Raw genomic sequence first — 23,540 nt, 5'->3', positions numbered from 1 at the left:
TAAGCGGTAGCGTTTATATTCTCGGTACCGAATCGCACGCTCACAGTCACAGCCATGCCCACGTCACTCGACGAGTACGACGCGATCGCCGACCTCGAGCCGGCCGACGGCGAGGTCGAAACGGCGGAACTGGTCGTCACCGACGACGTGCTCGTGAAGGCCTTCGCGCTCGGGCCGGGCGCGGAACTCGAGCCCCACGAGCACGCCGAGAGCACGAACGTCTTCCACGTCCTCGAGGGAACGGTGACGGTCCTGCAGGGCGATGAGAGCGAGCAAATCGAGGCGCCGGGCGTCGTGCACCACGAACGCGGCGCCGATCACGGCGCGAAAAACGAGACCGACGAGCGGGTCGTCTTTACGGCGAGTCTGTGTCCGCTGCCGTCCTGAGGGGGCTTTACTCGTCCTTATCGTCGCCCTCATCCTCGCCCTCGAGCAGCGACGCGATGTACTTCGAGACGTGATCGTCCATCCGGCGCTTGTAGCCCGCCTGCCGGGCGAGTCGGTCGAGTTCGCGGGCCACAAGGCTGCCGTACTGGACCGCCTTCTTGTCCCGCGTCGCGACCTCGTCGGGGAGATACCGCGACGCGACTTCTCGGAAGCCGCGCTTTCGCATCTCCTCGTCGGCCAGCAACTCGTCCGGCAGCTCCAGTGCCGCCTCGACCACGCGGTCGTGGAGCAGCGGCGCGACCGGCTCGAGGCCGGTCGCCCGGATCGTCAGCACGTCCCGGGGAAGCTGGTCGGGCAGGCTGTCGATCTGTTCTCGCACGGCGCCGCGGGTCGTCGCCGCGTCGACGCGGTGGTCGAGTCGCACCACTTTCTCGTAGCCGCCGAACAGTTCGTCGGCGCCCTGGCCGACCGCGAGCGCGTCGTAGCCGTCCGCGGCGACCCGTTCGCCGACCAGGTACAGCGGCAGGGCGATCTGGACGTCCATCGCGTTCGTCCGGCCCGTCGCGCGGACGATCTCGGGCACCGCGCGCTCGAGGTCGGCGGGCTCGAGTTCGACGACCGTCAGCTCGCGGCCCATCGCGTCGGCGGCCGTGCGCGCGGCCTCGACGTCGTGACTGTCGGGGAAGCCGACGACGTACAGCGGCGCGTCCAGCAGTTCGGCCACCAGCGCGGAGTCGACGCCGCCGGAGAAGGCGACGGCGACCTCGCGGTCCTCGTCCCGCGCCGTCCGCGTCGCCGTCCGGATCGCGTCCTCGAGCGCCTCGAGGGCGGCCTCGCGATCGGGTTCGGGGTCGGGATCGGGGAGGGTCCAGCGGCGCTCGACGTCGGTCGGTTCGACGCGTCCTGCCCTGTCGGCGTCTCGTACCCCACCCGCTGGGAACGGTATCGGCTCCTCGAGCGCGGCCGGTTCGAACGCCCACGCCGCGCTCTCGTCGCTGGCCATCGCGTCGCCGTCCCCTTCGTAAAACAGCGGTTCCCGGCCGAGCACGTCCCGCACGAGTCGACCGTCGACCTCGCCCGCGAAGCCGGTCGTCCCCGGAAGCGGATCGCTGCGCTCGAGGGCGTCTCGAACCGTCTCGGCGGCGCCGCGGAGGGTCGGCGTCGTCACCGGAACACCCCCATGATGCCGCTCCGGATGCGCCGGGTCACGCCGCCGGCGAACTGCTGGAAACTGATGCGCCACGGCGTTCGCTTCCCTTCGACGGACGTCTTCCCCGCGCGGATCGCCTCGAGGATCGCGTCGACGGACCGTTCCTCGGCGTCGACGCGGGTGATCGCCTGGCCGACCATCTCGCTGATGTGGGCGTCGCTGCCGGCGGTACGGGGGAGCTCGCGCGCTCGGGCGAAGCGGTCGGCCTGTCGGTTCGCGCGGCCGGTCAACAGCCGCGAGTTGTAGACTTCGATCGCGTCGCCCATCGCGAGTTCCTCCCGGGAGATCCGGGCCATCACGCCGTGGCGCGACTCCTGAAACGGATGGGGGATCACCGCCAACCCGCCCTGCTCGTGGATCGCCTCGAGCGTCGATTCGAAGGAAAGCCCGGGCGGCACGGCCTCCTCGAGACCGAGACCCAGTACGTGGCCCGCCTTGCTCGAGATCTCCATCGCCGGGATGCCGAGGAGCCCGTAGTCGGGGGCCAGCTCGGCTGCCTCGAGGCTGGCGTCGATTTCGTCGTGATCGGTGACGGCGATCGCGTCGAGGCCGACGGCCTCGGCCTGCTCTAAGATGAGTTCGACCGAGTCCCGGCCGTCGTACGACAGCGCCGAGTGGGCGTGGAGTTCGACCGACAGCACGGACTGACGTTCGCCGACCGCGATCAAAAGTTATCCGATTACGACCCGTCTCGTCGGGGTTAGCGGACGGTCCTCGAGACGGGTTTGGATCGGAGCGGGCGTGGCGAAGCTACACCTCCGAACAGCGCAAATCGAAGACGCGCTGGCTCGAGACGTTACACTTCGTCGAACAGCGCTTCGACGCGGGCCTCGATCTCGTTGCGGATTTCGCGAACCGTCTCGACGTCCTTCCCGTGCGGGTCGGTGAGGTCCCAGTCGCGGCTCTCGCCGCTCCAGGTCGCCGGACAGACGCCCGCGGCCGAGCAGCCCATCGTGATGACGTACTCGCAGCCCCGCAGCTCCTCGGAGGTGACCTCGCGCGGGGTTCGATCGCTGAGGTCGATGCCGATCTCGTCCATGGGGGCGACGACCGCCTCGTGGACGCGATCGGCCGGATCGGTCCCGCCGGAAACGATCTCGACGTCGGCGTCGCGGCGCTCGCGTTCGCGTTCGGCGAAGGCGGCGGCCATCTGGCTCCGGCCCGCGTTCTGAACACAGACGAAGGCGATGTCGGGCCCGGATGCGTCGCCGCTTCCGCTAGTCATCGCCGACGCACCCCTCGAGCACCGTCACGAGCGCCGTGGCGCGGTTGGTCGCCCGGTACGTCTTCCAGCGCCCGTCCTTTCGGTCGACGGCGAGCCCCGCGTCGACGAGCGTCGAGAGCGCGTGACTCAGACCGCTCTCACTGACGTCGACGATCGCGTCCAGTTCGCAGACGCACAGTTCCCCCTCGGCTGCGACGAGCGCGCGGACGATCCGGTAGCGCGTCCCGTTCGCCAGCGCCGACAGGACGTCGAGTTCCGTCTCGACCCGCTCGGCGCCGATCGTCTCCTCGAGCGCGTCGAGTTCCTCGAGTCGGCAGTCGACGTCTTCGTCACGACACTCGCCCAGTTCGTCTTCGAGATAGCGGTGGAGCCGCTCGGTCGCTTGGGCCATCGCAATACGGTTGAGCAGATATTCAATTAACTATTCCGGAACACTTCACTAGGGCCGTATAGCGCCCTCTATATCCCACTCTAGTCGAGTATTGGGTTCTAAATACAGCTACGGAGTTCGGAATGAGTTGAAACGTACGGTGATGAAGACGCTATTCCTATTACGGAAGCGAACGTCGCTCCGATCGATGGCGACTCCACGCCGGTGACTGAGGATGGGGACGGAGGAAATCGAAGTCGACGAGCGAGAACCGAGCGCACTGGACACGTTCCGCCAGTTCTTCGCCCTCGAGCGGGACGTGTTGGTGCTGTCGCTGGCGATGTTCGCCTTCAGCCTCGGCTTCCAGATGACGAGCCGCTTTCTGCCGGACTACATGGTCGCGCTGGGCGCCTCGGGGTTCGTCGTCGGACTATTCGGGACGTTCGGGAACATCATCTCCGCCCTGTATCCGTATCCGGGCGGCGCGATCTCGGACCGGATTGGCTCGAGATACGCGCTGACGCTGTTCGGATTCCTGTCGACGCTCGGGTTCGCGGTCTGGCTCGTCGCGGGGCAGTTCGGGCCGACCCCGGTCGGCCCCGTCACGATCGAGCCCTGGCTCTGGATCTTCGTCGGACTGGTGTTCGCGCAGGCCTGGAAGTCGTTCGGTCTCGGGGCGACCTTCGCCGTCGTCAAGCAGGCCACCGACCCCTCGCGGCTGGCGGCCGGCTTCGCCAGCACCGAGACGTTCCGCCGGACCGCATTCCTCGTCGGGCCCGTCCTGGCTGCGGCGCTCATCGGTCTCCACCCCGACTTCACGCTCAGCTTCCAGTACGTCCTCGCGGTCGCGGTCGTCTTCGGACTCCTCGGCACCGTCGTCCAGCACCTCCTCTACGACGCCGAAGAGGACTCGATCGGAGGTTCCTTCGAGGGCGTAGAGCAGATCGCCCAGGACTTGCGGGACATGCCCGACCCGCTGCGGCCGCTTTTGGTCGGCGACACGCTCGTCCGCTTCGCCAACGGGATGGTCTACTCCTTTTTCGTCCTCGTGGTCACGCGGCTCTACGAGGTCGGCCTCGAGACGACGATCGCCCTCGGCGGCTTCTCGTATGCGGTCGACCTCTCGCCGCAGGCCTTTTTCGGCTACCTGCTGGGCGTCGAGATGCTCGTCGCGCTGCTGGTGATGGTTCCGGCGGCCAAGGCCGCCGAACGCGTCGGACTCAAACCCGTCGTGGCGCTTGGCTTCGCCGTCTACGCGATGTTCCCGATCGTGCTCATCAACGTCCCCGAGTTCACCGCCAACACCGCGGCGGCGATGATCCTCGTGTTCGCCTTTTCGGGGCTGCGGTTCGCCGGGCTCCCCTCGCACAAGGCGCTGATCGTCGGCCCCGCGGAGCGGGGTGCCGGCGGTCGCGTGACGGGTACGTACTACCTGCTGCGAAACACGATCGTCATCCCCAGCGCCGCGCTGGGCGGCTACCTCTGGGAGTTCGTCAGCGCGGAACTCGCGTTCACGATCGCCGCGGTCATCGGCGCAGTCGGCACCGGCTACTTCCTGCTGTTCGGCGAGGAGTTCGAGCCCTACGAGTAGTCGAGTCGCGTCGTCGATACCGTCGACGTCGCCGACCGATGCCGATTTGCGACCGTCGACTCGAGCGCACTGTCTCCGATCACAGCGCCACCGCGGCCATCTCCAGCGGCGCTTGGCGGAACAGGAGCAACGCGACGTTGTTCAGGGCAAACGCGGCGTACAGCGCGATCACACCGCCGACGAACCGGCTGTCGAGCGGGTCCGAGAGGACGTTGCCCACGACGACGACGATCGCGGCGTAACTGCAGGCGGCGAGCGCGACGCCGGCCAGCCCGAACAGGTCGTAGAAGAAGACGGTGACCGGGTTGAGCTCACTCGCGTACGGCACGAGGAAGAAGCAGGCCGCGGCGATCAGGTCGACGGTCCAGAGCGCGGCGAACGCGAGCCGGAGCCGACGCGATCCCGGCGGATCGAACTCGAGCGTCTCCTCGAGGACGGACGTGGTTTCGCTTCTTCCCATGGTACCGGGACGAAGGGCGCTGGCGGGCGTAACGGTTGACCTTGAGAGCGACGGTTGCGACCGTCTCTCACGGCGTCCGCGGGCGATTCTCGTCCCGACTCGAGGCGTTGGGCGTCGACGATCGCTGTAGTATACACGAAGGTGCACATAGAAACCCATTTACCGGCCGGCTTTCACCACCTAGATGAATGAGTCTTGCCGATTCGGACCGCGAACTCGTCGTCGACGAACTGGGGCGGGAGCCGACCCGGGCCGAGGCGGCGCTGTTCGAGAACCTCTGGAGCGAACACTGCGCGTACCGCTCCTCGAGACCCCTGCTGTCGGCCTTCGAGAGCGAGGGTGAGCAGGTCGTCGTCGGGCCGGGCGACGACGCGGCGGTCGTCGCCGTGCCGGATAACACGGACGCCGATGCTGGGAGCGAGGACGGGGACGGCGCCGACGGGGACACCTACATCACGCTCGGCATCGAGAGCCACAACCACCCCTCCTACGTCGATCCGTTCGACGGCGCCGCGACCGGCGTCGGCGGCATCGTCCGCGACACGCTCTCGATGGGCGCTTACCCCATCGCGCTCGCGGACTCGCTGTACTTCGGCGCGTTCGACCGCGAACACTCCAAGTACCTGTTCGAGGGCGTCGTCGAGGGGATCAGCCACTACGGGAACTGCATCGGCGTTCCGACGGTCGCCGGCAGCGTCGATTTCCACCCCGATTACGAGGGGAATCCCCTCGTGAACGTCGCCTGCGTCGGCCTGACCGACGAGGAGCGACTGGTCACAGCCGTTGCGCAGGAACCCGGCAACAAACTCGTCCTCGTGGGCAACGCCACCGGACGGGACGGCCTGGGCGGGGCCTCCTTCGCCAGCGAGGACCTCTCGGAGGACGCCGAGACCGAAGACCGGCCCGCGGTCCAAGTCGGTGACCCCTACGCGGAGAAGCTGCTGATCGAAGCGAACGAGCAGCTCGTCGAGGAGGGCCTGATCGAATCGGCCCGCGACCTCGGCGCGGCCGGCCTCGGCGGCGCCTCGAGCGAACTGGTCGCCAAGGGCGGCCTCGGCGCCGACATCGAACTCGAGCGCGTCCACCAGCGCGAGCCGAACATGAACGCCCTCGAGATCCTGCTGGCCGAATCCCAGGAGCGGATGTGTTACGAGGTCGCACCCGAGAACGTCGATCGGGTACGCGAGATCGCCGAGCGGTTCGACCTCGGCTGCTCCGTGATCGGCGAGGTCACCAAGGGCAACTACACCTGCACGTTCGAGGGCGAGACCGTCGTCGACGTCGACGCCGAGTTCCTCGGCGAGGGCGCGCCGATGAACGACCTGCCCGCCGAGGAGCCCGCGGAACCCGAGACCGACCTTCCGGAGGTCGACCTCGAGGCGGCCTTCGAGACGGTCGTTGCGAGTCCGAACACCGCCTCGAAGCGGTGGGTCTACCGCCAGTACGACCACGAGGTCGGCGTGCGCACGAGCGTCGGGCCGGGCGACGACGCCGCGATCGTCGCGGTCCGCGAGGCGGGGACCGGCCTTGCTATCTCGTCGGGCGCCGCGCCCAACTGGACCGACGCCGCCCCCTACGAGGGCGCGCAGGCGGTCGCCCTCGAGAACGCGACGAACGTCGCGGCCAAGGGCGCGACCCCCCTCGCAGCGGTCGACTGTCTCAACGGCGGCAATCCCGAGAAGCCCGACGTCTACGGCGGCTTCAAGGGGATCGTCGACGGCCTCGCGGACATGTGCGCGACCCTCGAGGCGCCGGTCGTCGGCGGGAACGTCTCGCTGTACAACGACTCCGTCGCCGGCCCGATCCCGCCGACGCCGACGCTCGCGATGGTCGGCGCGAAAGCGGGCTACGACGCGCCGCCGCTGTCGGCCGCGCCCGACGCCGAGGCCGAACTGTTGCTCGTGGGTGATCTCGCGCTCGAGCGCGGCGAGTTCGCGCTGGGCGGCTCGGAGTACCTCGCCCGATTCGACGGCAGCGATACGTTCCCCGCGCTGCCCGACGAGCCGTCGGCGCTCGTCGAGACGATCGCCGAGGTCGCCGACGACGACGCGACGCTCGCGACCCACGACGTCAGCCACGGCGGCCTCGCCGTCGCGCTCGCGGAGATGGTAACCGAGGAGGCCGGCCTCGAGATAACCCTACCTGCGGACGTCGAGGACCCCGCCGGTGCGCTGTTCTACGAACAGCCCGGTCGCGTCCTGATCCAGACGACCGACCCCGACGCGGTCCGCGCGGCGTTCGACGGCGTCGCACCCGTCGTCAGCCTGGGCTCGGCGACGGCCGACGGCCGCCTCGAGATCGAAGCCGCCGACCGAACGCTCAAGACCGACGCGGCGACGATCCGCGACCGGCGCGCGACGATCGAACGCGAACTCGAGTGAGCGGCCCGCGCCGGTACCGTTTTTTCGCTGAGCAGTCGGTGTTTTGACGCGTCCTCGAGGCGGTTCTTTAGACGATCCGGCCCTCGCGGCCCGCTATACGGCGTGGTTCGAGGCCGAGTACGACGTCCGGACGGCCGAAAGCGAGGCTGAGGCGATCGGCGTATCCGACGCGATACGCGATGCGAGACGCGCTTGACGCGGGCGAAAACTAGCCTGCGCGTCGGCACTCGAGCGGATCGATTACTCGGCGGTCGACTCCGGCACCTCGAGGGTCATCACGTCACGGATTTCGATCCGCGTGCCGCCTTCGGAACCCTGCTCGATCGAGAGCGTCCAGTCGTGGGCCTCGGCGATCGCCTTGACGAGCGCCAGGCCGAGCCCCTCGATGGCCGTCTCGTCGTCGGCGCCGGGATCGAGCAGTCGGTCGTGGGTCCCGTGGTGAACCTCGGCCGCGTCGTCGCGCAGGAAAAAGCCCCGCGAGCGGTCGGCGTCCTCGAGGCCGATCACGTCGATCCACACCGTCACGTCGCCGGGACTCCGACTCCGGGACGCGACGTCGTCGAAGGCCGTCTCGAGGAGGTGAACGAACCGGTCGGCGTCGGCCCGCAGCGTCGCCGGCCGCTCGACGATGACGGCGTCGTCGGCCAGCCGCGAGCCCGCGAGCGCCTCCTCGATCGCGCTCTCGAGGCGGATTCGGCTCCGAGTCCGCACGGAGGTGGCGTTGCGGGCGAACTCCTTGACGTCGTCGACGAGCCGCTCGGCCCGGTCGAGCGTCGTCTCGACGGAGTCCTCCGCGAGGGGGAACTCCCAGTCGTCGGGCTGTGTCCGACCGCTCGAGGAGCGTCGCTCCTCGCCGTCCTCGAGCGCCTCGGCGACCGTCTCGAGCTGTCGCTTGAGGTCGTTCGAGAGGACGTCGGCGACGCCCTCGAGGCGCTCGGTCCGGCGCTCGAGTTCGGCGGTCCGCTCGCGGAGCACCCGCTCGCGGTCGGCCCGGTCGAGGGCCGCGCGCGTGTTCTCGACGAGCGTCGAGATCAGTTCGACGTCCGTCTCGTCGAACCGGTTGGGCTCGAGGGCGCCGGTCATGAGGACGCCGTGGGTGCCGATCGGGGCGATGATCTCCGAGCGGATCGGGGTCTCGGGGTTGTAGAGGTCCTCGCGGGCCGCGAGGTCGTCGAACCGCTCGACGTCGCCGGCCTCGAACGCCTCCCAGACGAGCCCCTCGCCGGGGTAGAACCGCGGCAGGCCGCCGAACTCGTCGTGGGCGCCGGCGGTGCCGGCGACCGGCTCGAGGTAGCCGTGCTCCTCCTCTAAGAGCCAGACGCCGCTGATCGGCAGATCGAGCAGGTCGCTGCCCGAGTGGACGGCGATCGCGCAGATCTCCTCGGGGTCGTCGGAGTCGAGCAGCCACCGCGTGACCTGGTGGAGCGAGGCGGCGACGCGCTCGTATTCGTGCTGGTCGGTGACGTCCCGAAGGACGCAAGCGACGGTCGCCGCGTCGTCCTCGATCGGGACGAAGCGGAACTCGCCCATCCGTTCGGTGCCGTCGGCGGCGGTGAACGGCGCCTCGAGGCGCCGCGTTTGGGCGGTGCCGATGTCGATGTCGGTGATCGCGCGCCCGATCTCGACCGCGTCGTCGTCGTCGATCGCGGCCAGTTCCGGGAGGATTTCGACGTGTTCACCGATCAGTTCCTCGCGGTCCGCGCCGAGGATCCGTTTCATCGCGCCGTTGACCGAGACGATCTCTCGGTTGCGATCCAGCGTCACGACGCCGTCGCTGATCGCCTCGACGACGGCGGCGTGCTGGGCCAGCGACGTCTCCTGGCGCTTGCGCTCGGTGACGTCGCGCATGTACACCGAGAGCCCCGTTTCGGAGGGGTAGGCCTTGGCCTCGAACCAGGTCTCGAGGCGGGTGTGGTAGACCTCGAAGGAGACGGGGACCTGCTCGTCCATCGCGCGGTGGAAGCCGTCGGGGAACTGCGTCTCGACGGTTTCGGGGAACTCGTCCCACATGACCCGCCCGATCAACTCCGTGCGCGAACGCTTGAGCAGCGACTCGGCGCGCGCGTTGAGATAGGTGAAGCGGAAGTCCGTATCGAGCGCGAAGAAGGCGTCCGTGATCCGGTCGAGCGCCGGGATCGATCGTCGGGTCACGGTCGATCACCAGGGGGCGAACCTGAACCCGAACTCGAACCCGCATTCGAGCCCGGATCAGAATTCGGACGGCTGAACCAACCTACACCTGCGGGTGGCTGCGCGCCGACCTCGCTCGCGTGAAGGTTGTCGTTTATCGTCGCCATTGGCGAACAGTCAGCCAGTGTTTCACGAAGGGCGTATTTGACTGTCGTGGCCGAACCGTACGGAACGTCGGGACATATACCCATTGATGACTATCCGCGCACCGGTCGCGTTCCGCTCGAAGATGTTCGAGAACGGTCAAAAGCGGTGTTCGACCGATCGACGAGGATCCGGCGACGTTACGCCGCGGCGAACGCCTCGCGGATCGAATCGCAGAAGGCCTCGAGGTCGTCCGGCTTGCGGCTGGTCACCAGATTGTCGTCGACGATGACCTCCTCGTTGACCCACTCGCCGCCCGCGTTGCGGACGTCGGTCTGCAGGCTCGGATAGGAGGTTAGCCTCCGGCCGTCGACGACATCCGCTTCGACCAGCAGCCAGGGACCGTGACAGATGACGCCCGCCGGTTTGCCGGCCGTCACGTGCGAACGGAGCAGTTCGACGGCGTCCTCGTTCGCGCGCAGGGTGTCGGCGCCGACGGTGCCGCCGGGGACGATCACCGCGTCGTAATCGTCCGCCGAAACGTCGTCGAACGTCTTCTCGACCTCGTAGGCGTCGCTCTCCTCGAGATCGTTGTTGACCGTCCGTGCCTCGCCCGTTTCGATCCCGAGGACGTCGACGGTCGCGCCGGCCTCGGAGACGGCGTCCTTCGGCTCGGTGAACTCGATTTCCTCCGTCCCTTCGGGTGCGATGAACACCGCGACGGTCACGCCCTCGAGCGAGTGTGCTTCGTGTTCGGAGTCGCTCATGCTCGAGGGGACGGCCGACGCGCGGACAAGCGTTCGACCTGCGCTTGCACGGCGGTGCAGTCGGAATCAGAAGAAGTGCCCGAGGTACACGTCGGTCTCGGGGAACAGGTCGGCGAGCGTCGCCGTCGCGTCCGGGCTCGACGCCTCGAGTCGCCCCGTTCGCTCGAGGGCCGTGGCGGATCGGGCGCCGACGACCAGTTGCGAGAGCGCGCCGATGTCGAGGGCCGCGTCGGGGTCGGTGTCCGGGCCCGCTTCCACTCGTTCGCAGTCGACGGTGCCGTCGCCCGCCTCGCTCTCGAGCGCGAACGTGCCGTCGTTCCACTCGGCCAGCGGATCGTCGACCGCGATCGTCAGGGACGTGCTCGCGTCGGCGGCGGGGGAGGCGAGCGCGGCCAGCGTCGGCGCGACGTCGACGAGTCGGACCATCGGCCCCGTTTCGATCGTCGTTTCGATCTCGTCAGGGTCCGTCGCGAGGTCGCGCAGCGGGAACGATTCGGGCGCGCGCAAGCGGACGCGCCGGACCTGCGAGTCGTGGTCGGCGACGAACGACAGCAGGGCCAGCAGCGCCTCGCGGTCGACCGCCGCGTGTTCCGAGATCCGCATCGTCTTCCCCTCCCGTCCGTCGTCGACGGTGTAGACCAGGTAGCCGACGACCTCGCCGTCGCGTTCGTACGCGTACACGAACGGGTCGGTCTCGCCGCCGCCGAAAACCCGGTGGCGCCACCAGTCCTCGTCTCGCGCCAGCCCGAGGGCGTACCGCTCGCGGCGGGATTCGTAGGCCGCCTCGAGCGCGGCGTACTCGTCGGCCTCGAGGCGGCGGAACGTTCCCGGCCGGTCCGCGCGACGGGCGAACGACAGCACGCCGGGTTCGAACTCGTGGATCGCGATCCGGTTGGCGGTATCCCAGCCGAATCGGCGGTAGAACCGGTAGCGGAACGGCCAGAGCAGCGAAAACAGATCGCCCCGCTCGCGGTACTCTGCGAGGGAGTCGGCGAGCAGTCGCCGGACGTACCCCTGCCGCCGGTGCTCGGGCGGCGTCGCGACCGAGGCCAGGCCGGCGACGGGGCGGTCCTCGCCGCGGACGCGGGCCGCGAGCCAGTAGTGGCGACAGACGGCGCGCAGTTCGTCCTCGCCGGCCTCGCTTTCTTCGTCTTCTTCGCCTTCGCTATCGTACAGGCCGCGACGGGCCCCCAGGATCGCCCGCGGCGTATCGTGCTCGTCGGGATCGTACGCCGGTACGCCCTCTTCGGGCCTGAACGCGTAGCTCCTGAACTCGTGGAACAGGGCGCGGTGCTCGCGGTCGTCCGGAAGCGGACGGTAGTCGCTCATACGGACGACAGGGAGGAGGACGACCAAATCGGTCGCGGTATTCCCTCGAGCGACGAAAGCGTCAGGTTCGATCGGCGACGAACGCCTCAAGGCGGTTCAGCGCCTCGCGCAGGTCGTCGAGGCCGGTCGCGTAGGACACCCGGAGGTGGCCCTCGCCGCCGGCACCGAAGACGTCGCCGGGGACGACCGCGACGCCCTGTTCGCGCAGGACCGCCTCGGCGAACTCCTCGGCGGTCCAGCCCGCGGGGACCTCGGGGAAGCAGTAGAACGCGCCCTTGGCCTCGAAGACGTCCATCCCGATCTCGCGGAACCGCGAGAGGACGAACCGCCGCCGACGGTCGTACTGGTCGACCATCTCCCGGACGTCGCCGTCGCAGGAGTCTAACGCCTCGAGGGCCGCGTGCTGGGCCGTCGTCGGCGCCGAGAGCATCGTGTACTGGTGGATCTTGTTCATCGCGCCGATGACGTCGGCGGGGCCGAGCGCGTACCCCAGCCGCAGCCCGGTCATCGCGTGGGCCTTGGAGAACCCGTTGAAGACGATGGTGCGCTCGCGCATGCCCGGCAGCGTCGCGATCGAGGTGTGGTCGCCGTCGTACGTGAGTTCGGCGTAGATCTCGTCGGCCAGCACGGTCAGGTCGTGCTCGCGGGCGAACTCGGCGACCGGCTTGAGGTCTTCCTCGCGCATGATCGCGCCGGTCGGATTGTTCGGGTAGCAGAGCACGAGCAGGTCGGCCTCGCTTGCACCGGCCTTCTCGAGGCCCTCGACGGTGAGCCGGAAGTCGTCCTCTTGCTTCGTGGGGACCGGCAGGACCTCGCCGCCGGCGAAGATCACGCCCGGCTCGTAGGAGATGTACGACGGCTGGGCGATCGCGACGGTGTCGCCGGGATCGACCAGCGCCCGGAACGCGAGGTCGACGGCCTCGCTCGCGCCCGCGGTGACGATGATCTCCTCGTCGGCGCCGTAGCCGAGGTCGAACCGGTCGGCGACGTAGTCGCTGATCGCCTCCCGGAGCTCCCGCTTGCCGCGGTTGGCCGTGTAGGAGGTCTTCCCCTGCTCTAAGGACGTGATCGCGGCGTCGCGGGCGGCCCACGGCGTCGAGAAGTCGGGTTCGCCGACGCCCAGCGAGATGACCTCGTCGCGCTCCTCGGCGATCTCGAAGAACCGACGGATACCCGACGGTGGGACCGCCTGCACGCGATCTGAGAGTTCGAAGGTCATGGGCTATTAGGGCGAAACGGAGAGCCGGTCGTCCTCGTCGCCGTCGCCGAGTTCGATCCCGTTCTCCTTGTAGGAGGTCATCACGTAGTGGGTGACCGTCTGGGTGATCTCGGGGACGGGCGCGACCTTCTCGCTGATGAACTGGGAGACCTCGCGGATCGAGTCGCCCTCGACCTCCATGTCGAAGTCGTAGTCCCCGCTGACCAGGCGCAGGGCCTTGACCTGCGGGAATCGAGCGAGGCGCTCGGCGATGTCGCCGTAGCCGGTCTCGCGGTCGAGGCGCACGTTCAACTCGACCTCGGCGCGGACGCGCTCGTCTTCCAGTTTGTCCCAGTCGACGACCGCCTGGTAGCCGCGAACCACGCCTGCTGCCTCGAGTTCCTCAATCGCTGCCTCGACCTCGTCTTCCTCGAGGTCGGTCATTCGCGCGATGTCGCTGGTGGAGTATCGCGCGTTCTCACGAAGCAACTCGAGCACCTCGCGTTCGCTCATATCACGGGCAACCGCGAGCGCGAGTAAAAACGTTGTTCTTTCCCACGATAGATCGGGACGGATCTCGAGGGACAGAGAGATCGGAGCGCGGGAACCGGTAGCGAGACAAACGATTCGGCGGTTACCGGTAGTTCTTGAACAGCAGCGCCCGCACGTCGTCTTTCGTCTGGACGTCTTCAGTGGAGCCGTCAGGCAGCGTCACGGTGTAGCGGTAGTCCGAGGCGGACGACTCCTCCCACTTGTCGTCGTGGGTCTCGAGGAGGCTCATCATCTCGTCTAACATCTCGTCGTCGTCGGCGTCGCCGTTCTCGTCGTCCGTGTTCGCGTTCGCGTCGTCGCTTTCGGTTCCGTCGTCGGCGTCGCTCGAGTCGTCCGAGTCACCGTCGGCGTCGTCGGTCGACGGTTCGTCCGCGTCGTCAGTTTCGGTCGGATCGATCGGCTCGTCGTTCTCGTCGTAGGAGACCTCCTCGCCGGCCGACTCGCCGTCCGCTTCGATCGCGGCGTCGACCGACCCAGCGACGTCGGCGGTCGCCGAGGAGTGAAAGGCCTCGTCGATCTCGATGTCCACGTCGGCCTCGCCGTCGATGTTGTCGATCAGAAACTGGACCGCGTCCCGCTCCCGGACGTAGCCGTACTTGCCGACGACCTCCTCGGAAATCTCCTGCCGGAGCCGCTGGATGAACGCGTACTGTTCGTCCGTGATCTCGAGCGTCTGCATGTTCCATCGATGCCGCGGGTGGTACAAATAGGTACGCCGTCACGGACGGCTCGCTTTTGCGGTCGCACGTCCGAATTCGAGCCCGAATCGTTCCGCCAGCGGGATTCTTAAGCATCAACGGATCGAACGGTTCGGTATGGTACTGCAAGAGTCCGACACCGAACTCGAGGCCGGCGACGCCGCGCCCGACTTCGAACTGCCGGGCGTCGACGGCGAGACGTACACGCTCGAGTCCTTCGCCGACAGCGAGGCGCTGCTGGTCGTGTTCACGTGCAACCACTGTCCGTACGCCCAGGCCAAGTTCGACCTGCTGAACGAGCTAGCCGACGAGTACGACGAGGTCTCGGTCGTCGGGATCAACCCCAACGACGCCGAGGAGTACCCCGAAGACTCCTTCGAGAAGATGCAGGAGTTCGTCGACGAGGGCCGCGTTCGGTACGACGCCTACCTGCGCGACGAGAGCCAGGAGGTCGCCGCCAAGTACGGTGCGGTCTGTACGCCCGATCCGTTCCTCTTTGCTCGAGAAGACGATGAGTTCCGCCTGGCTTACCAGGGCCGACTCGACGATGCACTGAACCCCGACGACGAGCCGACGCGGTTCCACGTCCGCGAGGCGATCGAGGCGGTGCTGGCCGGTGAGGACGTCGACCTCGAGTGGAAGCCCTCGCAGGGCTGTTCGATCAAGTGGAAAGAGGACTGACCGCGGTCGACTCGATCGCCGCGACTCGAGCCGGCGAGCGGTGAGGGTGGGCGATTCGCAGCTCGCAGAAAAGTCGGCAGAAAACGATGTTTCGATGACTATTCGGGGTTGAGAGTGCCGGCTCTGGGTACAAATACGCGTCTCCCCTATCCGCGTTGTCGACGTGGATCACTCTCGCTCAGTAGTCGCAACTTCGCTTCGGCCGGAGTTGATCCGACGACTACAGGAGGCGTACTTCGCCGCGTTCGAGGGCCGGCTGCTCGCCACGGTTCTGCTAGCCGCGTTCGTCGGGCTCGGCATCGTCGCCGCCTCGCGTATCCGGCCCGTCGTGAGACGGAAGTACGGACGGCAACTCGAGGAAATCGCGTCCGTGCTCGTCCTCGTGAGCGTCGTCGTCACCGCCGTCTACCTCCTCAGCGTCGTCTGGCGGATGACGTTCGTTCTCGAGTACATCCTCGCGATACTGTCGATCAACCGCTGGATCGCGGCGTACCAGCTGATGACGCTCGCGATCGCGCTGACGGCCTACCTCGCGATCAGGGTCGTCAACCGGTCGATCGATAAACTCGCCCAGACGAAGGCGCTGACGAGCCACCAGCGCGAGGTCGCGTACCACGTCGCCGACATCGGGATCGTCGCCGTCGCGGGGACGGTGATCTTCACGCTCTGGGGGATCGACCTCACGAACATCTTCATCGGCGCGGGCGCGATTACGGCGCTCGTCGCGCTGACGGCCCGCGAGACGCTCGCGGCGATGCTGGCGGGCTTCATCCTGCTGTTCACGCGGCCGTTCACCGTCGGCGACTGGATTCGGGTCAACGAGACGACCGGCATCGTCACCGACGTCACGCTCTTTACCACTCAGATCCAGACGTTCGACGACAAACACGTCCTGGTCCCCAACGACGAGGTGACCGACAGCCAGCTGACGAACTACTCGAAGAATGACCAGCTCCGGATCGACGTCGAGGTCGGCGTCGACTACGAGACTGACCTCGAGTTCGCCCGGTCGGTCGTCGCCGACGCGGTCGACGAGGTCGAGTCGGTCAAGAACAATCCGAATCCGCAGGTGATCGCCAAACGGTTCGACGACTCGGCGATCGTCCTCGAGTGTCGGTCCTGGATCGGCGAGCCGACGATGCGGCGGAAACTGGACGCCCGAACCGACGTGATCGAGGCGATCGACGCCGCGTTCGACCGCGAGGGGATCTCGATCCCGTTCCCGCAGCGGGTGCACGCGGCCCGCGATGAGGCGCTGCGGATCGACGAGGGTACCGGCGCCGACCGCGGACGCTCGTCGCTCGAGGAGCGGGCGACGGGCGGGGACTGAACCGAGCTATCGCCGTCGCTATCGCTGCACCGCCCGTCGGTACTGCACCGGCCACTCCTCGGCCGCGTCGTCCTCGAGTTCGCCGGCCGCGCGCAGGCTGAAGTAGGGATCGCGCAGGAACTCTCGCCCCACGAGCACGAGGTCCGCGCGCCCGTTGCGGACGAGCGCGTCGGCCTGCTCGGGTTCGGTGACGCCGCCGACCGCGCCGACGGCGAGGTCGTCGGTGCCCTCGCGGACCGCTTCGGCCAGCGGCACCTGGAAGTTCGGCCCGCCGGGAACCTGCTGATCGGGGTGGAGTCCGCCGGAACTGACGTCGACGAGGTCGACGCCCAGCTCGGCGAGGTCGCCGGCCAGTCGCACCGACTGGTCGATATCCCACGACTCGCGGTCCTCGAGCCAGTCCGTCCCGGAGATGCGGACGAAGACCGGCTTCTCGTCGGGCCAGACGTCGCGGACGGCCCGCACGACCTCCCGGACCAGCCGCGTCCGGTTCTCGAAGCTCCCGCCGTAGTCGTCGTCGCGGTCGTTCGTGACGGGGGAGAGGAACTCGTGGAGCAGGTAGCCGTGGGCCGCGTGGACCTCGGCGATCTCGAAGCCGGCCTCGAGCGAGCGCTCGGCGGCGGCGCGGTAGGCGTCGATCACGCCCTCAATGTCGTCCTGATCGGCCTTCCGCATGGCTGGCCGGTCGCCTTCGAACGGCGGATACGCCTCGGGCGAGGGGGAGAGGACCTCGTAGCCCTCGGCGCCGTCGGGGTCGGTCTCGTCGGGCGCGATCGGGACGTTGCCGTCCCACGGGCGGGTCTTGCTGCCCTTGTGGCCTGCGTGGGCCAGTTGGATGCCCGGCACCCCGCCCTGATCGCGGACGAACTCGGTGATCGGCCGCAGCGCTTCGGCGTGTTCGTCGCTCCAGATGCCCAGGTCGTGGGGCGTGATCCGGCCGCGCGGCTCGACGGCCGTCGCCTCGGTCATGACGATCCCGGCGCCGCCGACGGCGCGGCTGCCGAGGTGGACGCGGTGCCACTCCGTGGGCAGCCCGTCGGTGTCACAGGAGTACTGACACATCGGGGAGACCGCGAGTCGGTTCGGTATCTCGAGGTCGCGCAGCGAGAGGTCGGAAAAGAGGTCGGTCATGTGCGTTCGATCGTAGTGACGGGCAAGGAAAAACGACCGCGGACGGCGACGGCTTTGCCGGGTTGCGATTGCGTGCCGATCGCGTTCGGTCCGCGGTCGCATCCCCCGTCCCGCGAGCGCAGATTCGTCGACGAAGCGACGACGAACCGTATAACCGCCTCGAAGTGCCACCTCCGGTATGACCGCAGTCACTCCCTTCGCGGAGCGCTTCGACGCCGATCGGCCGGTCCTCGGGATGGTCCACTTACCGCCCCTCCCCGGCGCGCCGGCCTTCGACGGCGACCGCGCAGCGATCCGCGAGCGCGCGCTCGAGGACGCCCGGCGCCTCGAGGACGGCGGCGCCGACGGCATCGTCCTCGAGAACTTCGGCGATGCGCCCTTCTACCCGGAGTCGGTGCCGACCCACGTCGTCGCCGAAATGACCGCCGTCGCGTCGGCGGTGACCGACACCGTCGACGTACCGGTCGGGATCAACGTGCTCCGGAACGACGCCAAAGCGGCGCTGTCGATCGCAGCCGCCGTCGGCGCCGACTTCGTCCGGGTCAACGTCCACGTCGGGACCGCTGCCACCGATCAGGGCGTCCTCGAGGGACGGGCCCACGAGACGGTACGGCTGCGCGACCGGATCAACGCCGATGTGGCGATCCTCGCGGACGTCCACGTCAAGCACGCGACGCCGATCGGCGAGACCGACGTCGAGCGGGCCGCCCTCGAGACGGTCGGGCGCGGTCGGGCCGACGGCGTCATCGTCTCAGGGTCCGGGACGGGTACCGAGACGTCGCTCGAGGACGTCGAACGGGTCGCCGACGCGCTCGCGGATCGCGAGGTGCCCGTGCCGGTGCTCGTCGGCAGCGGCGTCACACGTGAGACGATCGCGGACTGCTTCGCGGCGGGAGCCACCGGCGCCATCGTCGGCACGGCGCTCAAGGAGGGCGGCGAGACGACGAACCCCGTCTCGCGGGAGCGCGTCGCGGAACTCGTCGCGGCCGCTCGGGCGGCGGATTCGAGCGACGCGTAGCGCACGGAACCGTCGGATCACAGCCCGACTATCAGCGGTCCGATCAAGACGCCCATCAGGTGCACGCGCCGCGCTCGCAGCCGAACCGGGACCAGTCCGATCGCCGTCGCGGCGACGAAGATTCCGACGCCGATCGGGCCGGCGAACAGCACCGAGAGGACGAGCAACAGCGCGAGCACGGCCGCCGAGAGCTTCCAGTAGGTCAGCCGCCCGACCGCCTCGAGGTAGGCGTCGCCGACGACGATCACGAGGACGAAGCCGAGCAGTCCGGCGATCACGATGCTCGCGATCAGGACGGGCAACTCGAGCGGCGCGTTCACGCGTTCGAAGGCGACCATCACGCCGGTCCGTGGCTGGCCGATCGCGACCAGCGCAAAGAGAGCGAAGATGGTGTTGGCCGTGTCGACGCCGCTGGTCGCGACGATGTAGCCGCGGTCGCTGGCCCCGCCGGGGACGACCACCAGCACCGCGACGGCGGCGATGGCCGCCGAGACGCCCGGAACGTAGCCGACGACGGCACCCGCCAACGCACCCGCGACGGCCGTCGCCCCGACGAGGCGCTTCGAGGCCGCGATTCCGTCGCCGTCCTGCGGCGGAATCCCGCTGCCGAAGATCGCCTCGATCAACACCGGCGCGCCGAACAGGCCCGCGAACAGTGGCGCAAGCGTCCCGCTGGCCTCGAGCGGCGCCGCCGGCTCGAGGTCCAGCGTGAGCCAGCCGAGACCGGCGGCGAGCCCGAACGAGAGGGCGCCGCCGACCATCCGGCGCCCGGTTCGCTCGGAGGCGATCAGCGCGACGACGACCACGGCCAGCACGAGTGACAGGTGCGCCCGCACCGTCGGGTAGACGGCAGTCACGCCCCGCGTGATCGGCACCGCGAGCGGCACGGCCGCGAGGACGGCGAGGATACTTCCCAGCGCGGAGAGGCGGATCGCCTCGTAGCCCCGGCCCTCGAGGACCATCCGGTGGCCCGGGAGTGCGGTGATCGCCATCTCGGCGTCGGGGACGCCCAGCGCCATCGCGGGGACGGCGTTCAGGAAGGTGTGGACGACGCCGGCCGCGAGCATCGCACAGCCGACGAACAGCGGCGGGCCCGGCGCCGCGGGAGCGAGGCCGGCCAGCAGGAGCGCGAAGTTGTTGGCGTGCAGGCCCGGGACGAGGCCGCTGCAGCCTCCGAGCAGGCAGCCGGCGAGCGTCCACGCCAGCAACTGGGCCGTCAGCCACGGATCGGCGGCCAGTTCGATCGGCGCGATTGACGCGGCTGCCGCCGCCACGGGCTCGGGCATCGCTCGTGCTGGCCGCCCGTTCGTACTTAAACCCGCGCTCGGACGGCACCGGCCCGCTACTGGCCAGTCCAGAGCCCCTGCTCGAGATCCAGCACCGACACCACGACGACGTGGGGCAGCGTCAGCACGGCGATGCCGACTAGATACAGCGCGACGGCGTCGGGGACGGTCGCCGGCGTCCGCGGCACCGCGACCGCCAGTCCGGCGAAGACGACGAGCGCACCGGCGGTCAGCGGCGCGGCGTCGCGCGCGAAGCGACCGATCGCGCCTCGAGCGTTGCCGTCCGCCAGCGCCGCGACCGCGACGTCGTCGAGCAACAGCGTCCGAAGAATGTGCCGCACCGAGTGCCAGCCCGTGAAGTAGAGGCCGATCGCGAGGATCGGCGGGACGACAGCGAAGAAGGCCGCGAGGCCGAGCGTCTCGCCCGCGTCGATCAGCCAGGGCTCGAGGGCGTCAGTCCGGCGGTAGCCGAGCGCGAGCGCCGCGGCGACGACCGTTCCAAAGCCGACGGCGACGGCGTGGCGAACCGCCGGCCGGAACGCGCCCTCGAGCGCGGCCGCCGCACCGGGGTCGAACAGGCCGACGAGGGAGCCCGCGACGAACGCGTACTGGTCGGGGAAGGCGACCAGCGGCACGAGCATCGGGAGGCCGCCGCGGACGACCAGCGTGAGCCCCTTTCGTGCGGGCGTCTCGAGATGGCTCGCGCCGGTCAGTTCGCACAGCGCGTAGACGTCGCCCTGGCCCCAGTGGACGAGGGTGAGGCCGATGAACAGCGCGAACGAGACCGCGGGGGCGACGAACCAGAGGGCCGCGTAGGCGCCGCCGATCGCGAGGTAGGTGAGGCCGACGGCTGCCAGCGCCCGCGGCGTGACGGGTCGGCCCCTCGAGCGCGGCAAGACGAGGTGGTCGACGGCGCCGTGGGGCAGCCCCAGCAGGACGACGCTCGCGGCCAGCGGTACGTACTGGTAGGCCAGCGGGATCGAGTCTGTCGCGACGCCAATCGCGATGCCAAGGACGATCGTAACCAGTCCCACAGCATGGCTCGCGTGCGCCGCCCGGCGACGGGAGTTCGCCGCGGCAGCCGTCCCGGGCGAGGCCCGGCTCGTCACGTCAGCGCGCATCGGCGGTGTCCACATCGGGGTTCGTTCCCGGGTCTGGTTCCGGCTCTCGCTCCGTCTGCACCCGCTGTGCCGGCCGGCTCGAGCGGCGCCCGATCGGCCGCCGAACGTCGAGCGAGGGGAGTTCGTCGGCCCGATCGACCACCCACGCGTAGAGGACGATCCCCTGAACCACGAATGCGTTCGTCGCGAGGAAGAACAGCGCTTCCTCGAGCGGCAAGCCGGCGACGGCGTAGCCGGTCGTGTGCGTTTCGGAGATGTACCAGAGGCCCCACTCGAGGGCGAGCCGGTCGGCCAGCCAGAGGTACAGCGTCGGAAGGCCGACCGCGAGCCCGACGAGCCGGCGGGTCGCCCAGAGGTAGGGTGCTCCGAACGCCCACTGCAGCGTGAGGATTGGTCCGGCCCACAGCACCAGCGCACCGAGGTAGTAGGTCTCGGTCGATCCCGAACGCAGCAGCGCCCAGCCGAGACCGACGACGGTGAGGCCGGCACAGCAGCCGGCGATACGGCGTCGTCCCGGTAATTCCAGTCCCGGCCCCAGTCCCAGTTCCACCGACCGGTCGGACGCCGGCGGTCCGAACTGCACCAGCACGAGCGCGGTCAGGATCGGCTGGAGCACGAAAAAGAGGTACTCCTCGAGCGGCGTGTGCCAGAGCGTTCCGCGAACGACGCCCTCGCCGTACCACCACACGCCCCGCGGGATCAGCAAGTTCGTCCACGGGGTCGTGTAGACGACCGCGAGGGCGACGATGATCGCCAGTCCGGTTCCGACTCGCCGGCTCCACTGGCGTCGCGCCGGCGACGATCCAGCCCGCCGGTACGCGAGCCAGCCCAGCGCGAGGATCGGCGGGCACAGAAACACCGCGTGAAACCCGAGGTAGCTCAGCGTCATCGGGCCCCGCGGCGATAGATCGATGTGTCGGTCATTCGGTTCGTCTCACCGTAGCGTGGCGACTGGACCGACGTAAAGAATCGGGCCAACGACGTCACGCGTCTCGCACGCTCGGCTACGCGGCGATGCTCGAGTCGGGAACGACACGGCGCTGTTGCTCTCCGAAACTGATCGACGCCAAAAAATCGGAAGGTTGTCTAACTCGTCGCGACCGACTTAGCCGAAGAGCTCGCCGAGGCCTTCGCCGCCGGCGCCCTCGTCTTCGTCGTCGTCCTCGTCTTCGTCCGTCGTGTCCGGGACGTCGCTCGTCTCTTCGGCTTCCTCTTCCTCGGCACCGCCTTCGGCGCCGCCGGCAGCGGCACCGCCCGCGGCGGCTCCGCCGGCGGGGACGGCAGCGGCTTCCTCGACCGCTTCGTCGATGTCGACGTCCTCGAGCGCGGCGACGAGCGCCTTGACGCGGGACTCCTCGACGTCGACGCCGGCGGCGTCGAGCACGTCGGTGAGGTTGTCTTCGTTGATCTCTTCGCCCGATTCGTTCAGGATGAGTGCAGCGTATACGTATTCCATTGTTGTATCCTCCGTTAGTGGTCGTTAGCCGAACATCTCGCCGAGACCGGCCGCGCCGTCACCGTCGTCTTCGTCGTCGTCGGTGTCGGCGTCCTCGGCCTCGGAGTCGTCCTGTTCGTCTGCCGATTCGTCCTCGCCCTCGTCGTCGGCGGCCGCTTCAGCGTCAGCTTCAGCAGCGGGCGCCTCGACGTCCTGCAGTTCCTCGGGCAGGGCCTCCTCGTCGTCGATCTGGGACGCGAGCGCACGCACCTGTGCGTCGGCCTTGCTGACGAGGTCGGGCATGAGGGCTTCGTCCTCGATCGCGGCCTGCAGGCCGAGGCTCTTGGCCTCGCCCGTGGCCTTGGCGATGAGCGTCGGCGCCGTCGCCGCGGTCGGGTACTCCGCGTTGATCGCGAGGTTCCGTGCGCGGGCGGCAGCCGTCGCGATGTCGCTCTCGTAGGCCTCGACGTCGATGTCGAGGTCCTCGGGGTCGAAGAGCACGCCGTCGGCGATGACGGCGCGCAGGTCGAGCCCGACTTCCTTGGGTTCGATACCCAGTTCGTTGAGGACGTTGGCGATGTCCGCAGAGACTTCCTCGCCGGCCTCGAGGACCGTCGAGTCCTCCATGACCTGGATCGAACCGTCTTCGATCCGGGCGTTCGCGCCGATGCCCTGCAGTTCGCCGACGAACGGGCCGGGGTCGATCCCGGTGTCGCCCTCGGGAATGACGATGTCGTTCGGGGCGACTTCCCCTTCGTTGATCGGAGCGGGCGTCTTCGACGCCTCGAGCTCCTTGTAGAGGCTGAAGGGGTTCTCGTTCGTCGCGATCAGGCCGACGTGACCCTCGACGTGTTCGACGAGGTCGTCGTAGCCGGCGTCCTCGAGCGCGCGGATCTGCAGGGTGTTGCGGCTGACGCGCAGCTCCGCGGTGCCGTGCAGATCGCGGCGCATGTCCTGCAGCTGCTTCGAGGGGATGCCGGTGAGGCCGACGATGCCGACGCTGTCGTAGTCGGCCAGCAGGTCGGCGAGCTCGTCGACCTCCTCTTTCTTCCACTGGGGAAGGTTCTCGGTTTTGCGTTCAGCCTGTGCGCTCATG

23 protein-coding genes are annotated in these 23,540 nt (G+C 68.7%); 6 read left to right on the top strand and 17 right to left on the bottom strand.

Annotated features, from left to right (window positions below):
* Positions 1-54 precede the first annotated feature (54 nt).
* Complete coding sequence (locus ACYQ26_RS13860; RefSeq protein WP_459809486.1) at positions 55-387, top strand: cupin domain-containing protein; 333 nt, start codon at positions 55-57, stop codon at positions 385-387.
* A 7-nt stretch (positions 388-394) separates the two neighbouring features.
* Here ACYQ26_RS13860 and ACYQ26_RS13855 read toward each other — a convergent pair whose 3' ends face one another.
* From ACYQ26_RS13855 to ACYQ26_RS13840, 4 genes are all read right to left on the bottom strand, one after another.
* Positions 395-1,555 (bottom strand): asparagine synthase C-terminal domain-containing protein, encoded by a 1,161-nt coding sequence (locus tag ACYQ26_RS13855; protein WP_459809485.1) that lies wholly within the window; start codon positions 1,553-1,555, stop codon positions 395-397.
* Positions 1,552-2,238, bottom strand: a complete 687-nt coding sequence (locus tag ACYQ26_RS13850) for a PHP domain-containing protein (RefSeq protein WP_459809484.1) — start codon at positions 2,236-2,238, stop codon at positions 1,552-1,554. Before ACYQ26_RS13850 ends, ACYQ26_RS13855 begins: the two co-directional genes overlap by 4 nt.
* 155 nt (positions 2,239-2,393) lie before the next feature.
* On the bottom strand, positions 2,394-2,822 hold the full coding sequence (locus ACYQ26_RS13845) for an arsenate-mycothiol transferase ArsC (protein WP_459809483.1): 429 nt from the start codon (positions 2,820-2,822) through the stop codon (positions 2,394-2,396).
* Positions 2,815-3,213, bottom strand: coding sequence for an ArsR/SmtB family transcription factor (locus tag ACYQ26_RS13840; RefSeq protein WP_459809482.1), 399 nt, complete (start codon positions 3,211-3,213; stop codon positions 2,815-2,817). The genes ACYQ26_RS13845 and ACYQ26_RS13840 overlap by 8 nt, the downstream gene beginning before the upstream one ends.
* Positions 3,214-3,427: 214 nt before the next feature.
* Between ACYQ26_RS13840 and ACYQ26_RS13835 the strand changes: the two genes are divergently transcribed.
* Entirely contained in the window at positions 3,428-4,783 is a 1,356-nt protein-coding gene (locus ACYQ26_RS13835) for an MFS transporter (protein ID WP_459809481.1), read from the top strand.
* 79 nt (positions 4,784-4,862) lie between these two features.
* On the opposite strand, the gene ACYQ26_RS13830 is transcribed toward ACYQ26_RS13835, so the two are convergent.
* Complete coding sequence (locus ACYQ26_RS13830; RefSeq protein ID WP_459809480.1) at positions 4,863-5,243, bottom strand: hypothetical protein; 381 nt, start codon at positions 5,241-5,243, stop codon at positions 4,863-4,865.
* Between the two features lie 188 nt (positions 5,244-5,431).
* Between ACYQ26_RS13830 and purL the strand changes: the two genes are divergently transcribed.
* On the top strand, positions 5,432-7,624 hold the full coding sequence (gene purL, locus ACYQ26_RS13825; RefSeq protein ID WP_459809479.1) for a phosphoribosylformylglycinamidine synthase subunit PurL: 2,193 nt from the start codon (positions 5,432-5,434) through the stop codon (positions 7,622-7,624).
* 240 nt (positions 7,625-7,864) lie between these two features.
* Here purL and ACYQ26_RS13820 read toward each other — a convergent pair whose 3' ends face one another.
* The 6 genes from ACYQ26_RS13820 to ACYQ26_RS13795 all read right to left on the bottom strand — a co-directional run bounded on the left by ACYQ26_RS13820 (position 7,865) and on the right by ACYQ26_RS13795 (position 14,423).
* Complete coding sequence (locus ACYQ26_RS13820; RefSeq protein ID WP_459809478.1) at positions 7,865-9,775, bottom strand: sensor histidine kinase; 1,911 nt, start codon at positions 9,773-9,775, stop codon at positions 7,865-7,867.
* A 323-nt stretch (positions 9,776-10,098) separates the two neighbouring features.
* Positions 10,099-10,665 (bottom strand): type 1 glutamine amidotransferase domain-containing protein, encoded by a 567-nt coding sequence (locus ACYQ26_RS13815; RefSeq protein ID WP_459809477.1) that lies wholly within the window; start codon positions 10,663-10,665, stop codon positions 10,099-10,101.
* Between the two features lie 66 nt (positions 10,666-10,731).
* On the bottom strand, positions 10,732-11,994 hold the full coding sequence (locus tag ACYQ26_RS13810) for a GNAT family N-acetyltransferase (RefSeq protein WP_459809476.1): 1,263 nt from the start codon (positions 11,992-11,994) through the stop codon (positions 10,732-10,734).
* Between the two features lie 61 nt (positions 11,995-12,055).
* Positions 12,056-13,213, bottom strand: coding sequence for a pyridoxal phosphate-dependent aminotransferase (locus tag ACYQ26_RS13805; RefSeq protein ID WP_459809475.1), 1,158 nt, complete (start codon positions 13,211-13,213; stop codon positions 12,056-12,058).
* Between the two features lie 6 nt (positions 13,214-13,219).
* Entirely contained in the window at positions 13,220-13,705 is a 486-nt protein-coding gene (locus ACYQ26_RS13800; RefSeq protein WP_459809474.1) for an Lrp/AsnC family transcriptional regulator, read from the bottom strand.
* A gap of 121 nt (positions 13,706-13,826) precedes the next feature.
* Entirely contained in the window at positions 13,827-14,423 is a 597-nt protein-coding gene (locus tag ACYQ26_RS13795; protein WP_459809473.1) for a hypothetical protein, read from the bottom strand.
* Positions 14,424-14,559: 136 nt separating this feature from the next.
* Between ACYQ26_RS13795 and ACYQ26_RS13790 the strand changes: the two genes are divergently transcribed.
* Positions 14,560-15,123 carry a thioredoxin family protein gene (locus tag ACYQ26_RS13790; RefSeq protein ID WP_459809472.1) on the top strand — a complete coding sequence of 188 codons (564 nt, stop codon included), beginning with the start codon at positions 14,560-14,562 and terminating at the stop codon, positions 15,121-15,123.
* Positions 15,124-15,331: 208 nt separating this feature from the next.
* On the top strand, positions 15,332-16,453 hold the full coding sequence (locus ACYQ26_RS13785; protein ID WP_459809471.1) for a mechanosensitive ion channel family protein: 1,122 nt from the start codon (positions 15,332-15,334) through the stop codon (positions 16,451-16,453).
* Between the two features lie 18 nt (positions 16,454-16,471).
* Here ACYQ26_RS13785 and ACYQ26_RS13780 read toward each other — a convergent pair whose 3' ends face one another.
* Entirely contained in the window at positions 16,472-17,584 is a 1,113-nt protein-coding gene (locus ACYQ26_RS13780) for an NADH:flavin oxidoreductase/NADH oxidase (protein ID WP_459809470.1), read from the bottom strand.
* A gap of 178 nt (positions 17,585-17,762) precedes the next feature.
* On the opposite strand from ACYQ26_RS13780, the gene ACYQ26_RS13775 reads away from it, so the two are divergent.
* Positions 17,763-18,602, top strand: a complete 840-nt coding sequence (locus ACYQ26_RS13775; RefSeq protein WP_459809469.1) for a BtpA/SgcQ family protein — start codon at positions 17,763-17,765, stop codon at positions 18,600-18,602.
* 17 nt (positions 18,603-18,619) lie between these two features.
* Here ACYQ26_RS13775 and ACYQ26_RS13770 read toward each other — a convergent pair whose 3' ends face one another.
* The 5 genes from ACYQ26_RS13770 to ACYQ26_RS13750 all read right to left on the bottom strand — a co-directional run bounded on the left by ACYQ26_RS13770 (position 18,620) and on the right by ACYQ26_RS13750 (position 23,539).
* Entirely contained in the window at positions 18,620-19,888 is a 1,269-nt protein-coding gene (locus ACYQ26_RS13770; protein ID WP_459809468.1) for a tripartite tricarboxylate transporter permease, read from the bottom strand.
* Positions 19,889-19,944: 56 nt separating this feature from the next.
* Positions 19,945-21,009: a Brp/Blh family beta-carotene 15,15'-dioxygenase gene (locus tag ACYQ26_RS13765; protein ID WP_459809467.1), complete on the bottom strand. Its 1,065-nt coding sequence runs from the start codon at positions 21,007-21,009 to the stop codon at positions 19,945-19,947.
* Entirely contained in the window at positions 20,999-21,898 is a 900-nt protein-coding gene (locus ACYQ26_RS13760) for a lycopene cyclase domain-containing protein (protein WP_459809466.1), read from the bottom strand. Before ACYQ26_RS13760 ends, ACYQ26_RS13765 begins: the two co-directional genes overlap by 11 nt.
* Before the next feature lie 216 nt (positions 21,899-22,114).
* Positions 22,115-22,465 (bottom strand): 50S ribosomal protein P1, encoded by a 351-nt coding sequence (gene rpl12p, locus ACYQ26_RS13755; protein WP_120242736.1) that lies wholly within the window; start codon positions 22,463-22,465, stop codon positions 22,115-22,117.
* A 24-nt stretch (positions 22,466-22,489) separates the two neighbouring features.
* On the bottom strand, positions 22,490-23,539 hold the full coding sequence (locus tag ACYQ26_RS13750; RefSeq protein WP_459809465.1) for a 50S ribosomal protein L10: 1,050 nt from the start codon (positions 23,537-23,539) through the stop codon (positions 22,490-22,492).
* Between the last annotated feature and the right edge of the window lies 1 nt (position 23,540).

It is taken from the genome of Halopiger thermotolerans, from assembly GCF_054654555.1.
This window is presented reverse-complemented; position numbering and strand designations above follow the sequence as displayed.

What these genes read in the sequence shown, in the direction of transcription:
- ACYQ26_RS13860 (WP_459809486.1), top strand. Translation starts at nt 55, where the DNA reads ATGCCCACGTCACTCGACGAGTACGACGCGATCGCCGACCTCGAGCCG.
- ACYQ26_RS13845 (WP_459809483.1), bottom strand. Translation starts at nt 2,822, where the DNA reads ATGACTAGCGGAAGCGGCGACGCATCCGGGCCCGACATCGCCTTCGTC.
- ACYQ26_RS13840 (WP_459809482.1), bottom strand. Translation starts at nt 3,213, where the DNA reads ATGGCCCAAGCGACCGAGCGGCTCCACCGCTATCTCGAAGACGAACTG.
- ACYQ26_RS13835 (WP_459809481.1), top strand. Translation starts at nt 3,428, where the DNA reads ATGGGGACGGAGGAAATCGAAGTCGACGAGCGAGAACCGAGCGCACTG.
- ACYQ26_RS13830 (WP_459809480.1), bottom strand. Translation starts at nt 5,243, where the DNA reads ATGGGAAGAAGCGAAACCACGTCCGTCCTCGAGGAGACGCTCGAGTTC.
- purL (WP_459809479.1), top strand. Translation starts at nt 5,432, where the DNA reads ATGAGTCTTGCCGATTCGGACCGCGAACTCGTCGTCGACGAACTGGGG.
- ACYQ26_RS13815 (WP_459809477.1), bottom strand. Translation starts at nt 10,665, where the DNA reads ATGAGCGACTCCGAACACGAAGCACACTCGCTCGAGGGCGTGACCGTC.
- ACYQ26_RS13810 (WP_459809476.1), bottom strand. Translation starts at nt 11,994, where the DNA reads ATGAGCGACTACCGTCCGCTTCCGGACGACCGCGAGCACCGCGCCCTG.
- ACYQ26_RS13805 (WP_459809475.1), bottom strand. Translation starts at nt 13,213, where the DNA reads ATGACCTTCGAACTCTCAGATCGCGTGCAGGCGGTCCCACCGTCGGGT.
- ACYQ26_RS13800 (WP_459809474.1), bottom strand. Translation starts at nt 13,705, where the DNA reads ATGAGCGAACGCGAGGTGCTCGAGTTGCTTCGTGAGAACGCGCGATAC.
- ACYQ26_RS13795 (WP_459809473.1), bottom strand. Translation starts at nt 14,423, where the DNA reads ATGCAGACGCTCGAGATCACGGACGAACAGTACGCGTTCATCCAGCGG.
- ACYQ26_RS13790 (WP_459809472.1), top strand. Translation starts at nt 14,560, where the DNA reads ATGGTACTGCAAGAGTCCGACACCGAACTCGAGGCCGGCGACGCCGCG.
- ACYQ26_RS13780 (WP_459809470.1), bottom strand. Translation starts at nt 17,584, where the DNA reads ATGACCGACCTCTTTTCCGACCTCTCGCTGCGCGACCTCGAGATACCG.
- ACYQ26_RS13775 (WP_459809469.1), top strand. Translation starts at nt 17,763, where the DNA reads ATGACCGCAGTCACTCCCTTCGCGGAGCGCTTCGACGCCGATCGGCCG.
- ACYQ26_RS13770 (WP_459809468.1), bottom strand. Translation starts at nt 19,888, where the DNA reads ATGCCCGAGCCCGTGGCGGCGGCAGCCGCGTCAATCGCGCCGATCGAA.
- ACYQ26_RS13765 (WP_459809467.1), bottom strand. Translation starts at nt 21,009, where the DNA reads ATGCGCGCTGACGTGACGAGCCGGGCCTCGCCCGGGACGGCTGCCGCG.
- ACYQ26_RS13760 (WP_459809466.1), bottom strand. Translation starts at nt 21,898, where the DNA reads ATGACGCTGAGCTACCTCGGGTTTCACGCGGTGTTTCTGTGCCCGCCG.
- rpl12p (WP_120242736.1), bottom strand. Translation starts at nt 22,465, where the DNA reads ATGGAATACGTATACGCTGCACTCATCCTGAACGAATCGGGCGAAGAG.
- ACYQ26_RS13750 (WP_459809465.1), bottom strand. Translation starts at nt 23,539, where the DNA reads ATGAGCGCACAGGCTGAACGCAAAACCGAGAACCTTCCCCAGTGGAAG.